The sequence below is a fragment of the Bradyrhizobium sp. CCBAU 45321 genome (assembly GCF_028128975.1).
GTDB lineage: Bacteria > Pseudomonadota > Alphaproteobacteria > Rhizobiales > Xanthobacteraceae > Bradyrhizobium > Bradyrhizobium yuanmingense.
In genome coordinates this window covers 1-15409 of sequence record NZ_LFKZ01000116.1, presented here as the reverse complement: position 1 = coordinate 15409, position 15409 = coordinate 1, and the positions used below count along the sequence as shown (strand labels likewise).

Below are 15409 nucleotides of genomic sequence, written 5' to 3'. Positions count from 1 at the left end.
ACGCGGCCGGACAGGAATTCGAGAACATGGACAGATCCAACCTCGTCGAACGCTTGCGCGAGCACGCTGCCTTGCGACCGGAGCAGGTGGCGTTGCGGTTCCTCGAAGGCGACGACGTCGCCGGCGAGCTGACGTTCGCTGCGCTCGACGCTCGGATCAGGGCACTTGCGGCGTGGTTTCAGCAGGTGGGCGGGGCGGGCGAACGGGCGGTGATTCTGCTTCCGAGCGGAATCAACTATGCCGTCGCATTCTATGCCTGCCTGTATTCGGGCGTGATCGCCGTGCCGGCGTATCCGCCGGAGGGCGGCCCCGAGCGCTATGCAGGACGACTCAACGGTATCCTGCAGGATGCCGCGCCTCGCTTCATCCTGGTGGAGGAGGGCCTGCGCGGTCTCATCGAGGCGGCACTGCCCAAGCTCGCCGACGTGCAGATCATTGCGGTGGACACGATCTCGCTCGACCTCGCGGCGGACTGGAGCGAGACGAGGCCCGCGGCCGATGCGATCGCGTTCCTCCAGTACACATCCGGCTCGACCTCGCAGCCGAAGGGCGTTTGCGTCTCTCATGGCAATCTGGCGGCCAACGAGCGCGCCATTGAAGCGGCCGCTGGCGGAACGCTGGACGATGTCTTCGTGAGCTGGCTGCCGCTCTATCACGACATGGGACTGATCGGCGGGCTCCTGAATCCGTTGTTCACGGGCTTTACCGGCGTCCTGATGTCGCCGCGGAATTTCCTCGAGGGGCCACGACGTTGGCTCGAGGCCATCGACCGCCACGGCGGCACGATGAGCGGGGGTCCCGACTTCGCGTACTCGCTCTGCGCCGACCGCATTTCGGATGAGACCATCAGTCGGCTGGATCTAAGCCGGTGGAAGTTTGCGTTCTCGGGCTCGGAGTTTGTCCGCCGGACGACCCTCGAGAAGTTCGGCAATCGGTTTGCGCGGGCCGGGTTCGATCGACGGGCGTTGACGGCTTGCTATGGCCTTGCGGAGGCGACGCTGCTGGTCACGGCCGGCGATATCACCGCCGAGACCGTCAGCTATACGCTCGACACCGCGGAACTCGCTGCCGGCCGCATCGCGAGCGCCAGCGAAGGCACGGACCTCGTGGCATGCGGTCGAACTGCCGCTGGTCACGCCGTGCGCATCATGCGTATCGACGGCTCCGCCGAGGCCGAGGCGAATGAGGTAGGCGAGATCTGGGCCGCGGGTCCCAGCGTCGCGCATGGATATTGGAACAATGCCCAGGCCACACATCAAGCCTTCGTGGAGCGAGATGGCGCGCGTTGGCTTCGGACCGGAGACATCGGTTTCATTCGCGACGGTGCGCTCGTGGTGGCCGGTCGTCTCAAGGACCTGCTGATCGTTCGCGGGCAGAACGTCTATCCGACGGACGTGGAGCAGGCGGTCGAAGCCGAGGTCGAATCCGTCCGCAGCGGACGGGTTGCCGCCTTTCCCGTCGAGGTCGATGGGCGTGAGGCCATCGGAGTGGCGGCGGAGTTCAGCCGCGCCGTGCTCAAGCGCAGCAGCCCGGAAGCGCTCGCACATGCGATCGGCGAAGCCGTGCTCCGGCAGGCGCAGGAATTTCCGGCGGTGATCATTCTGCTGAACCCGCAAGCGATGCCGCTGACCACGAGCGGCAAGCTGCAGCGGTCGGCCTGCGCAACGCGTCTCGCCGACAACACGCTCGACAGCTTCGCGGTGTTCGAGAGAGGGCGTCGCCGCGGCACTGCATCCCTGACGGTGCCGGCGACTGATACCGAGCGCGCCGTCGCCTCGATCTGGTGCGACGCACTTGGCGTCGCGGCGGTGCATCGCGAGGACGATTTCTTCGTGCTGGGCGGAAACTCGATCGCGGCTGGCCAAGTCGCCGCGGCGATCCGCGACCGCCTAGACGTGGAAGTAGAGCTGCGCACCTTCTTCGACGCGCCGGCGCTTGCGGCCTTCGCTGGCCGGATCGATGTTTTGGCGGGCACCGGGGCTGGCCGGGCGCTCCCGCCGATCCCATGGGCCGTCGCGGCGGAACGCGCGATGCTGTCGCACGCGCAGGAGCGGCTCTGGTTCCTCTGGAACATGGATCCCGCCGGGACAGCCTATACCGTTGCAAGCACGATCCGTCTGAAGGGGCGGCTCGATCATGCCGTACTATCGCGCGCTCTCGGCGAGATCGTCCGTCGTCACGAGATTTTGCGGACCACATTCATCGCCAAGGACGGTCGCGGAACGCAGCTCATCCACGATGTCATGAGCATCGGCGTCCGGCACGAGGATCTCCGCTCCTATTCTGCGCAGGAACGCTCCGAGCGCGCGGAGACAATTAGCCGATCCGAGCTCGGTAAGCCGTTCGATCTCGTGAAAGGGCCGTTGTTGCGCGCCGTGCTGCTTCAATTCGCGGACGATGCCTACGAATTGCTGCTGCTGGCCCATCACATCATCGTCGATGGCAGGTCGCTTGATGTGTTGCTCGAAGAGCTGGCCGCTCTCTATCGAGCCGGTACTGGTCAAGGCGCAGGCGTGCCGCCGGTTCCTGCGATTCAATATGCTGATTTCGCAGCCTGGCAGCGAAGCTGGCTTGCGGGCGGCGAGGGCGATCGGCAGCTCGCCTATTGGCGCGCCAAGCTCGGCGATGCTCACCCGGTGCTGGCGCTGCCGCATGATCGGCCGCGCCCGAGGATCCAGAGCCATGCCGGCGATACGATCGGCCTTGCCATCGACGGCACGCTTGCGGCCCGGCTCCGGGAGATCGCCGGCAAGCATCGCGTCAGCGTCTTCATGCTGCTGCTGGGCGCATATTACGCGCTGCTCCATCGCTACACCGGGCAGAGCGATTTGCGTGTCGGCGTGCCGGTCGCCGGGCGCCGGCATACGCAGCTCGAACGACTGATCGGATGTTTCGTCAACACGCTGGTGCTGCGGGCCGAGATTGCCGCCGAAGCGAGCTTTACGAGCCTGCTGCAGCAAGTCAGGGAATCGGTGGTCGAGGCGTTGGCACACCAGGATCTTCCGTTCGAAATGCTGGTCGACGGCCTCAAGCCCGAACGCAGCGGTGGGTACAACCCCCTGTTCCAGGCGAAGTTCAACTACATGACGGCGCCGGGCGGTTTCTCCGGTGTAGAGGGGCTCGCTGCCGACATCGACATTGTCGATCTCGCTGGTTCGCATTTCGATCTCGCCCTCGACGTCATCGATGGCGTCGGCATGAAGGTCACGTTCAACTACGCCACCGATCTGTTCGATCGTCCGACTATCGCGCGATTGGCGACGCAATTCAGTTCGATGCTGCGCCAGATTGCCGACAATGCCGAGCGGCGGATATCGGACTTCGTCATCGACGACGGACACCGGCAGACCGTGCCTCGTGAGGCTGCGGCGTTCGGCTTCGCCGATGTGATGAGCCTTCATCGCGCGGCGACCGCGGATCGACAGACCGCCATCGCCATTCGATGCGGCCGGGAGCAATTGACCTTTGCGGCGCTCGAGCAGCGGTCAAACGGTATCGCGCACGCCCTCATCGCCAAGGGCGTGGCACGCGAGACACCGGTTGCGCTGTGGATCGAGCGCTCTCCGGCCTTTGTCGTCGCCTTGCTCGGTGTGCTGAAGGCGGGCGGCTCTTATGTCCCGCTCGATCCGAAATGGCCGTTGGAGCGCGTCCGCCGTATCCTGACCGACGGCGGCATCGACATCATGCTTGCCACGGGCGACAAATTGGCGGATGCGCGCGAGCTGGGCTGCCTGGTGCTCAACGCGGAGGCGGAAGCGGCGCGCGCCGAGGTGTCGAGCCTGCCGCTCGACACGACCATTCATCCAACGCAGACCGCTTACGTCATCTATACCTCCGGATCGACCGGCGCGCCTAAGGGCGTCAGCGTCTCGCACGGGGCCTTGGCCAATTACGTGCAAGCCCTGTTGCAGCGCCTGAGGCCGCGGCCGTCGGCGAGCATGGCGATGGTTTCAACGGTGGCGGCCGACCTCGGCCACACTGTCCTGTTCGGTGCGCTCGCATCCGGCGGCACGCTGCATCTGTTGTCACCGGAGGCCGTGTTCGACGCCGATGCATTTGCGCAAGCGATGCGCGAGGGCGAGGTCGACATTCTCAAGATCGTCCCGAGCCATCTGCGAGGGCTACTTCAGGCCTCGCGCTCGGCCGATCTGCTCCCCCGCGATGCGCTCGTCCTGGGCGGCGAGGCGTGCGATGGCGCGCTACTGGACGACGTCCGGCGTTTGCGGCCGGAATGCCGGATCCTGAATCATTACGGGCCCACGGAAACGACCGTCGGTGCGGTGACGCATGAGTGCGCGGCAGGCCGCGGGGACGGTAAGGTTCCGATCGGTCTGCCTCTTGCCAATCTGCGCGTCCATGTCCTCGATGACGTCTTGAACGAGGTGCCGCTCGGTGTCGTTGGCGAGCTCTATGTCGGCGGCGCTGGGCTGGCGCGGGGCTATCGCGGCGCGGCGGGCCTGACCGCGGAACGCTTCGTGCCGGATCCGTTCGGCGCCGCGGGCGAGCGCCTCTACCGAACCGGGGATCGTGTCCGCTGCGACCGCCAGGGTCGGCTGATATTCCTGGGTCGTTCTGATGACCAGATCAAGTTGCGCGGCTATCGCATCGAGTTGGGCGAGGTCGCGCGCGTCATCAAGGCGCTGCAGGGGATCGGTGACGCAGTGGCCGTTTCACGGCCAATCGGTGCAAGTGAGCGCCAGGAGCTGATCGCCTACTGCGTGGCTGAGAGCGGCGCCGCTCCACAGGCCGATGCGATCAAGCAACAGCTGGCTGCAATCGCGCCGGACTATATGGTTCCGTCACACATCGTCATGTTGGCGCAATTGCCGCTGACGCCCAATGGAAAGATTGATCGTCGCGCCTTGCCCGAACCGGCCGAACAGGGGGCGCCGGCCGGCTATGTCGCGCCTGCGGGGGATATTGAAGTTGCGATCGCGGCGGTCTGGTGCGAGGTGCTCGTTCGCGAGCGCGTCGGCCGCAATGACAATTTCTTTGAACTCGGCGGCGATTCGATTCTGAGCCTGCAGATCATCGCCCGCTTGCGCAAGCGTGGCATCCGGCTCACTCCGAAGCAGATCTTCAGCCAGCAGACGGTTGCCGGGTTGGCGACGGTCGCCGTGATATCGGAGGGGACGACCAAGAAGGAGAGACCGGCGGCGAAGGCGTTAGTCGGCGACACCGCATCTGGCATGCCCCATCTGATGCCGATTCAGACGCGCTTCTTCGCCGAGGACATTGCCAACCGGGATCACTGGAACCAGGCGGTTCTGCTGCTGCCCCGTATGCAGGTCGATTGGGAGACGCTGCGGCGCGCGCTTGCGGCCATCTCGGACCATCACGATGCGCTGCGTTTGCGGTTCAAGCAGGTGGATGGCGCCTGGCGGGCGGAGCAGGGGCCGGCACCGGGGTCATCCGAACTGTTATGGATTCACGCGGGCGTTGGCGGCGCGACGGAGGTCACGGCGCTCGCCGGTGCCGCGCAGGAAAGCCTCTCACTGTCTTCCGGACCGCTGCTGCGCGCGGTCGGCATGGACCTGGCGGACGGTAGCCAACGCTTGCTGCTTGCGATCCATCATCTCGTCGTCGATGGCGTGTCCTGGCGTATCCTGCTGGAAGACCTGGCGTTGGCCTATGACCAGCTGCAGCGTGGCAGTCCCGTCGCGCTGCCGCCGAAGAGCGACTCCTTTGCCTCGTGGAGCGAGCGGCTGCATGCTTATGCGGGAACGGCGGAGATCGCGGCCGAATTGCCGTATTGGCTGGATCGTGGTGCCGGAGCGCGCCTGCCATGCAACGACGACCATGGCGATGTCGATCGCGTCGGTGATGGCGGCGAGGTGTCCTTGGTGTTGGATGCCGACCTGACGTCACAGCTGCTCGAACAGGCGCCGGCTGCCTATCGGACCCAGGTCAACGATCTCCTGCTCGCCGGTCTCGTGCGTGCGGTGTCACGCTGGAGCCAGCACGACGAGATCACCGTGGAGCTCGAAGGCCACGGCCGCGAGGAGATCTTCCCGGATGCAGATGTGTCCCGCACCGTCGGCTGGTTCACGACGGCCTTTCCGGTCCGGCTGAAAGATGCAGGCGACGAGGCGTCGCTGATCAAGGCGGTGAAGGAGACGCTTCGCGCGATTCCGAACCGCGGGATCGGCTATGGCGTGCTGCGCCATCTCGGCTCCGAGCAGCAGCGCTATGCTCTGGCGCAACTGGCGGAGCCGCAGATCGTCTTCAACTATCTAGGCCGCTTCGACGCCAACATAGGGATCAACCAACACTTCTCCTTCGCAGCGGAGAGTGCTGGTCCCTCGCGTAGCGCCACGGCACCCATGCGCGGCTGGCTGAACATCACTGGCCTCGTGCGTGAAGGCCGATTGGAATTATCTCTCGGATACGGACGCAAGCGCTACCGGCACGCGACGGTCGAGCGGCTCGCCGCACATTACAAAGACGCACTGCGCGAACTGATCGCCCATTGCTGCAATGGAACGTTCGGCCTCACGCCATCGGATGTCCCGCTGTCTGGGCTCGGTCAAGCCGACCTCGATCGGTTGGCTGCGAACTTGGATCTTCGCGGCATTGAGGACATCTATCCGCTCTCGCCGATGCAGCAGGGCATGCTGTTTCATGCGTTGCGCGATGGTGCCAACGACGCCTATGTGAATCAGGTCGGGCTCGAGCTGTTCAGCGTCGATGCCGGCAAGCTGAAGGCCGCGTGGCAGATGGTCAGCGACCGGCATGCGGCCCTGCGGACGGGGTTTGTCTGGCAGAACCTGTCGGGCGCAGCGCAGCAGATGGTGCATCGTCATGTGACGGTGCCGTTCGTCGAGGAGGATTGGCGCGGCAGCGCGCCTGCGGATCTGCAAGCCGCGCTGGCGGAGATATCCCGGCGTGAGCGCGAGATGGGCTTCGATGTTTCGCAGCCGCCGCTTCAGCGTATCCGTCTGATCCGTCTCGGCGACGACAGGCACTGGCTGATCTGGACCCATCATCACATCTTCGTCGATGGTTGGAGCTCGGCCCGGCTGGTGGCGGAGGTGTTGCAGCAGGTGAGCGGCCGCCCGCTGCCGGCCGTGCAGGGCGGCTATCGCGACTACATTGCATGGTTGCAGGATCGCGATCGCGAAAGCGCCGAGCGGTTCTGGCGGGAGGCTTTGGCAGGGCTCGAGGTGCCCACATTGCTCGCAAACACATTGGCGCCCCCCAAGACATCCCTGGCCGAAGGCCATGCCAGCGTCGGGCTTGCGGTGGACGCAGCGCTGACCGAGCGGCTGAAGTCCTTTGCAAAGCATGAACGGGTAACGCTCAACACGCTCATACAAGGGGCATGGGCGCAGCTGCTGCGGCGTCATTCGGGCCAGTCCGCGGTCTCTTTCGGCGTGACGATATCGGGTCGTCCGGCCGAATTGCCCGGCGCGGAGGAGATGGTGGGCCTCTTCATCAACACGCTTCCCATCGTCGACGCGACCAGCCCACAAACTATCGTGGGCGATTGGCTGCGCCAGTTGCAGGAAAAGAATTTGTCGCTGCGTGAGCATGGCTGGACGCCGCTCTACGACATTCAGCGCCTCGCCGGCCGTGCCGGGCAGCCGCTGTTCGACAGTATCCTGGTGTTCGAAAACTATCCGATCGACGAGCGGGTGCTGCGAGACGGGGAAGGTGGTCCGCGGCTGGGACGTGTGGCGCATGTGACGCCGACGAACTATGCGCTGGCGGTGGCGGTGTTCGCTGCAGGTGATCGGCTGAACATTGAATTCAACTATGACCGGAGCCGGTACGACGAAGCAGCGATCCTGCGCCTTCGCGACATTCTCCACGGCCTGCTGGAACGGATCGCGGCGAATGCGGAACGTGCGCTCGGTGCTCTCTCTGCGGCAGTCGAGCAGGACGCGCGACGAGCTCTCGAATGGAGTGGCGCAGCGCGGCTGACCTCCGCATCATCCTGCGCCGACGTCGTGATGCATATCGAAGCGCAGGCCGCGCAGGCGCGGTCTGCCATTGCCATCGTCTGCGGCGACCAGCGCATCTCCTATGGCGAGTTGAACGCGCGTGCGAACGCGCTCGCACGACGCCTTCGCCTCTGGAATGTCGGTCCGGATCGGCTGGTCGGCATTGCCTTGAGCCGAAGCCTGGACATGATCATCGCGCTGCTCGCAGTTTTGAAGGCCGGCGGCGCCTATCTGCCGCTCGATCCGGATTATCCGGCCGAGCGGCTTGCCTACATGCTGCGTGACGGCGGCGCGGCGCTGGTCCTGACGCAAGGCGCGCTGCTCGAGTCGCTTGCACCGGTGTTGCGCGAAGCCGGGGTCGAGGCGCTCTGCATCGAGGAACCATCGCCGTGCGCCGGCGAGGACGGCGGGAACCTCGACATCGAAACCCATCCGGACAGCCTGGCCTATGTCATCTACACGTCCGGGTCGACCGGCGCGCCGAAAGGCGTGGCGGTCGCGCGCGGACCGCTGGCGATGCATTGCGAAGCCATCGGCCGGCTGTACCGCATGACCTCGCGTGACCGCGAGTTCCAGACGGCATCGATCAATTTCGACATCGCCCACGAGCGATGGCTGGTGCCGCTGATGACGGGCGGTTCGCTCGTCCTGCCTTCGAAGCCCGGTCTTCTGATTGACGATCTCGTCAGCGAGATGACCCGCAATGCGGTGACCTCGATCTTCCTGCCGCCGGCCTATGCGGATCAATTGAGCGCGGCATTGCGGCAGGGCGGGCGCAGGCTGGCGATCAGGGCCTGTATCGTCGGCGGCGAAGCCTGGTCCGATACTGGGGTCAGGGCATTTCGCGAGGCCGTCGATATCGATCTCCTGGTCAATGCCTACGGCCCGACAGAGACGGTGATCGCACCGACGGCATGGATCGTCGACGCCGCGTTGACACCTCACCAGCCCGCACCGATCGGGCGGCCCGTCGGTGCGAGGTCGGCGCACATTCTCGATCCCGACCTCAATATCGTTCCCATCGGTGTCACCGGCGAGCTCTTCATCGGTGGTGTTGGCCAGGCCCGCGGCTATCTGAACCGGGCTGCACTGACCGCGGAGCGGTTCGTCCCCGATCCGTTCAGCGACGATGGCACGCGCCTCTATCGCACCGGCGATCTCGCGCGCTGGCGCGACGACGGCGTGATTGAGTATGTCGGCCGCGCCGACCAGCAGGTGAAGATCCGCGGCTTTCGCATCGAGCTCGGAGAGATCGAGGCGCGTCTGCTCGAGCAGCGTAGCGTGCGTGCGGCGGCCGTTGTGGCAGGCGAAGGCCGGACCGGGCGCCAGTTGTTCGCCTATGCGAGTGGCGGGCCGTCGCTCGACGGCCGCGCCTTGCGCGATGCACTGTCCGCCGTTCTGCCTGACTACATGGTGCCGTCGTCGGTGACGGTGCTGGAGCAGTTGCCGCTCACCCCCAACGGGAAGATCGATCGGCGTGCACTGCCGGCGCCGGGCGAGGATGCTTTGGCGGGTCGCACCTACGAGGCACCCGAGGACGAGATCGAGCTGGCGCTGGCTGGGATCTGGGCGGAGCTGCTCGACGTCGATCAGGTCGGACGCAACGATCACTTCTTCGAGCTCGGCGGACATTCCTTGCTCGCCGTGCGGGTGCTGAGCCGGGTGTCGCAGGAGATCGGCGTCTCGATCGCGGTCTCGGATCTGTTCGCTCATCCCGATCTTGCGTCATTTGCCCGGGTCGTGTCGATCAGGCTGATCGAGCAAGAATTCGATGCCGAAGAGCTCCAGGAACTGGTGGGAACGGAGCAGTGAGCATGGCTGACACGGCAAAGCCGAGCCTACGCGATCTGGATCCCCAGCAGATGAGAAAGCTCGTCGCGCTGGCCAGGAATCGCGGCCGGAGTGACGCTGGCGCTATTCCGGTGGTGGCGCGGAGCGGATCGTTGGAAATGTCCTTTGCGCAGCAGCGGCTCTGGCTGCTGGCGCAGCTCGATGGTACGAATTCCAGCTATCACATTCGCGGAGCATTGCGGCTTACGGGCGAGCTCGATCTCGAAGCCTTGCGTTGCAGCATCGACCGTGTGTTCGCGCGCCACGAAGCCCTGCGCAGCGTCTTTCGCGTAGTGGACGAACGGCCGCGCGTGGTGCTGCTGCCCAGGGATGCGCGTGTGCCGCTGCTCGAACATGATCTGAGTAGCCGGGACGATCGCGAGCAGGAGCTGGCGCGCCTCTGCCGCGAGGAGGCCGCGACGCCGTTTGATCTCGCCGCAGGACCGTTGGTCCGCGGTCGCCTGATCCGGATGGCGGAGGGAGAGCATCTCTTCTTGCTTACCCAGCATCACATCGTCTCCGATGGCTGGTCGATCGGCGTGATCATGCGCGAGCTCGGCGCTCTCTACCGGGCATTCGCCGCCGGCAAGGACGATCCTCTGCCGCCATTGGCAATTCAGTATCCAGACTATGCCGCCTGGCAGCGACAATGGCTGTCGGGCGAACGCTTGCAGCGGCAGTTCGACTATTGGCGAGAAGCGCTCGCGGATGCTCCTGCAATGCTCGAATTGCCGACAGACCGGCCGCGTCCGCCAATCAGGTCGCTCGCCGGCGCGTCCCTGCCGATCGAAATCGATACGGAGCTCGCATCCGGCATCAAGCGACTGAGCCAGTCGAATGGTGCCAGCGTTTTCATGACGCTGCTGGCGGCCTGGGCAGCGGTGCTGTCGAGACTCTCCGGGCAGACGGAGGTCGTGATCGGGACGCCGACGGCGAACCGAAACAAGCCGGAGATCGAGGGCCTGATCGGATTCTTCGTCAACATGCTGGCTCTCCGCGTCGATCTCGCGGCCGAGCCGAGCGTCGCCGAGCTACTCCGCCGCGTGCGCGCGGCGGCGCTCGCGGCGCAGGATCATCAGGATCTGCCGTTCGAGCAGGTCGTCGAGATCATTCAACCGCTGCGACGGCCGGAGCAGACGCCGGTCTTCCAGGTCGTGTTCGCCTGGCAAAGCAACGACATGGGACTCCTCGAGTTGCCTGGCCTGAAGGCCGAGGTCGCTGATATTCCGCTGCAACAGGTCAAGTTCGATCTCGAGCTCAATCTCGGCGAGATGGACGGGCGCATTGTCGGCTCCCTGAACTATGCGACGTCGCTGTTCGACCAGGCGACGATCACGCGTCATCGGGACTATCTGTTGACCGTGCTGCGGGCCATGATCTCCGATGCGGACCAGGAGGTCGACCGGATCGATATCATTGGTGATGATGAGCGCAGGCGCGTTCTCGACACGTGGAACGAGACGACCACGCCGTTTCCTTCAGAAAGGTGCATTCACGATCTGTTTGCGGAGCAGGTGAGAAGGGCGCCGGACGCCATTGCGCTGGCGTACGAGGACGTTCGTCTGAGTTATAGCGAGCTCGATGCGCGGGCGAACAGGCTTGCGCGGCACTTGATCACCTTGGGAGTGGTGCCGGATCAGCCCGTTGCGATCTGCATGCCGCGCGGCATCGCCATGGTCGTGAGCCTGCTGGCCGTGCTGAAGGCGGGCGGTGCCTATCTGCCGCTCGATCCCGCTTATCCTGCGGAGCGGCTACGTCAGATTGTCGATGATGCGAGGCCGCGCCTGTTGATCGCAGACGGCACAGGACGCGCGATCATTCCGGATGGGACTTGCGAGATCGTCGATCCCGATGCAGGCGCGGGGCAGGCGGCGTCGGATCCGGGTGATCTCCTCAAAGGACTGACTGCGCGAAGCCTTGCCTACATCATCTACACGTCCGGCTCGACTGGCCGGCCGAAGGGGGTGATGGTCGAGCACCGCGGCCTGGTGAATCTGGCGTTGGCGCAGCGGGCGTTGTTCAACGTCAATTCGAGCAGTCGCGTCGTGCAGTTTGCCTCGCTCAGCTTCGATGCCAGCATCTGGGAAATCGTCATGGCGCTGTGCTCGGGCGCCGCGCTGTTTCTGACCGGCACGCGCGAGCATCAGGACACCGCGGCATTGTTCGGCTATCTCGCGGACAACGCGATCACGCATGCGACGTTGCCGCCGGCGATGCTGCACGGGCGGACCGATCTCGAACGGCTCGCCTCGTTGCGGGTTCTCGTTCTTGCCGGTGAATTGCCCAAGGCCGAGCTGGCCAAGGGATTGCCTCCTGGTATTGCCGTCTTCAACGGTTATGGGCCGACGGAGGCAACGGTTTGCGCCACGAGCTGGTTGCGGCATCAGGGTTTTGACGGCGACGCCGCTCCGATCGGTCGACCGCTGCCGAATGCGCGAATCTATCTTCTGGACCGGTTCGGTACGCCCGTTCCGCTCGGCGCGGTGGGCGAAATCCATATCGGAGGGGTCGGTGTCGCGCGCGGTTATCTCAATCGCGCCGATCTGACGGCGGAACGCTTCGTGCGCGATCCCTTCTGCGGCGATGCGGATGCACGCATGTACCGCACCGGCGATCTCGGCCGCTATCTCCCGGACGGCAATATTGCGTTTCTCGGCCGCAACGACCACCAGGTCAAGATCCGTGGCTTTCGTATCGAGCTCGGTGAGATCGAGTTTCGGCTCAACGAGCACGCCGACGTGGCCGATTCAACCGTGCTGGTGCAGCGGGATCACGGTGGTGACGCGCGGCTTGTCGCCTATGTCGCCGTACGTCGCGGCAATGGCGCGGGGCTCGATGCCAATGAATTGGCCAGCGCGTTGCGCGATCACCTGCGTGCGTGTCTGCCGGACTACATGGTGCCGTCAGCGTTCGTAAATCTCGATGCACTCCCGCTCACGCCGAATGGCAAGGTGGACCGCAAGGCGCTGCCGGCGCCGGAGAACGATGCATATGCGCGGCGCCGTTTCGAACCGCCGCGAGGCGAGGTCGAGCAGATTGTCGCAAATATCTGGGCCGAGCTCTTGGGCGTCGATCGGATCGGACGCAGTGACCACTTCTTCGAGCTCGGCGGCCACTCGCTGCTCGCAGTGCGCATGCTGGAGCGATTGCAGCGGCATGCGCTGAGGGCGGATGCGCGCATGCTGTTCGCGAAGCCGGTGCTGGCGGACTTTGCCGCCAGCCTCGATGGCGGCGTAGAAGCCGACGTTCCGGTCAATCGGATCACCCGGCAGACGACGGCGATCACACCGGATTTGTTGCCGCTGATCGCGCTAACGCAATCCGACATCGACAGCATTGTGGCCGGCGTTCCCGGCGGCGTCGCCAACATCCAGGACATCTATGGCCTATCGCCGCTTCAGGATGGCATCCTCTTCCACCACCTGCTGTCGAAAGAAGGCGATCCCTATCTGCTGGTTGGCCGGATGGCTTTTGCCGACCGCGACCTGCTCGATCGCTATCTCGACGCGGTCCGGCAGGTGATCGCTCGCCACGACATTCTGCGAACGTCCATCGCGTGGAACGGCCTGTCCACACCGGCACAGGTGGTTTGGCGGCAGGCGCCCTTGGTCGTCAACGAGGTCGTGCTGGATGGCGAAGGTCCGGCGGATGAGCAGCTGGCGCGACGATTCGATCCGCGGTTGCATCGGATTGATCTCGGACAGCCGCCGCTGCTGCGCTTCGCGCTCGCCGCCGATCCAAAAGGCGGGCAATGGCTGCTCCTGGTCCTGCTGCATCATTTGATCGGCGACCATTCCACGCTCGAAGTGATGCACGACGAGGTCGGGAAGATTCTGTCCGGGCGGAGCCACGAATTGCCGCCGCCTTATCCGTTCCGGAATCTGGTGGCGCAGTCGCGCGGATCGGCGGCGGCTGCGGAGCATGAGCGCTTCTTCCGCGGCATGCTCGCCGACATCGACGAGCCGACCACGCCATTTGGGCTGGACCGGGTGCACGGCGACGGTGCCGGCGTGGCCGAAGCCCGGCGGATGGTGCCGGAAGGATTGAACGCGAGGCTTCGTGTGCAGGCGCGGCGGCTGGGCGTCAGCCTCGCCAGCCTTTGCCACCTCGCCTGGGGGCAGGTGGTGGCGCGAACCAGCGGGCGCGAGCATGTGGTGTTCGGGACTGTTTTGTTCGGCCGCATGCAGGCTGGCGCCGGCGGCGATCGTACCATGGGCCTGTTCATCAACACCTTGCCGCTGCGGCTCGACCTCGATGACACAGCGGTCGAGGACAGCGTCCGCGATGCGCATCGTCGGCTGACCGAGCTAATGGCACACGAGCACGCCTCGCTGGCGCTCGCTCAGCGATGCAGCGGCGTCACGGCACCTGCGCCTCTGTTCAGCGCGATCCTGAACTATCGGCACAATGCAATGCCGGCGGATCTGGGTGCCAACGGGAAGCACTCCGGGATCGAATGGCTCGGTGGGGAGGAGCGCACCAATTATCCCCTGATGCTGGCCGTCGAGGATTATGGTCAAGCGCTTGGCCTGACCGCTCAGATCGTCGATCCGTTCTCGGCTGATCGCATCTGCGCCTTGATGCAGCAAGCGCTCGTCCAATTGGCCGATGCGCTGGAGCATGCGCCGCGTGCGCCGGTCCGGCAGCTCGACATTTTGCCCTTCGAGGAGCGTCAGCTTTTGCTGAAGGTGTGGAATGGCGCGCAGGCGCATGATCCGCAAGACCGATTATTCGTCACGCAGTTCGAGACGCAGGTCCGGAAGTCGCCGCAGGCGATCGCGCTGGTGTTCGGCGAGGCGGAGCTGAGCTATGCCGCGCTGAATGCACGCGCCAACCGGCTGGCGCAGCGATTGCGGGGTCATGGCGTCGGGACCGAAATCGTGGTCGGGCTGGCGCTCGACCGCGGCGTCGAGATGCTGGTCGCGCTGTTGGCGGTGCTGAAAGCCGGCGGGGCCTATTTGCCGCTCGATCCGGATTACCCGCCGGAGCGGCTGGCGCACATGCTGCGCGACAGCGGCGCGGCGCTGGTGCTGACGCAAGAGGGATTGCGCGATCAGTTCGCAGCCATCCTGGCGGAGACCGGCGCGGAGGCCTGGTTCGTTGATGGACAGGACGGCGAGGGCGGCGATGCCGGCAATCTCGATGTCGCCGTTCACGGCGAGAGCCTTGCCTATGTGATCTACACTTCGGGCTCGACCGGTCTGCCCAAGGGCGTGATGGTTCGCCATGATGCCGTGACCAATTTCCTGGCGACCATGGCGGAGCAGCCCGGCATGACGGCCGGCGATCGCGTGCTGGGACTGACCTCGCTGTCCTTCGACATCGCGGTGCTGGAGCTGTGGCTGCCGCTGACGATCGGCGCCTGCGTCGTGCTGGCGGATCGCGCGGCCGCGCATGATCCTGCCAAGCTCAAGGCGATCGTGCAGCGGCATGGCGTGTCCCTGATCCAGGCAACGCCATCGACCTGGCGGATGCTGCTCGATCATGACGGCCCTGCGCTGCCGGCGAGCTGCCGGGCGCTGTGCGGCGGCGAGGCGCTGCCGCCGGATCTGGCGCGGTGGCTGGTGGCCCAGGCCGGCGAGGTCTGGAACCTGTACGGCCCGACCGAGACCACGGTGTGGTCGGCGCGCCATCGG

At 65.3% G+C, this 15409-nt stretch carries 2 protein-coding genes; both read left to right on the top strand.

The annotated features are described in order from the left end of the window. Window positions 1–26 precede the first annotated feature (26 nt). Window positions 27–9755 carry a non-ribosomal peptide synthetase gene (locus ACM43_RS14460; protein ID WP_271540745.1) on the top strand — a complete coding sequence of 3243 codons (9729 nt, stop codon included), beginning with the start codon at window positions 27–29 and terminating at the stop codon, window positions 9753–9755. A gap of 2 nt (window positions 9756–9757) precedes the next feature. Beyond that, the coding region (locus ACM43_RS14455) for a non-ribosomal peptide synthetase (RefSeq protein WP_271540744.1) at window positions 9758–15409 on the top strand (5652 nt) is incomplete at its 3' end.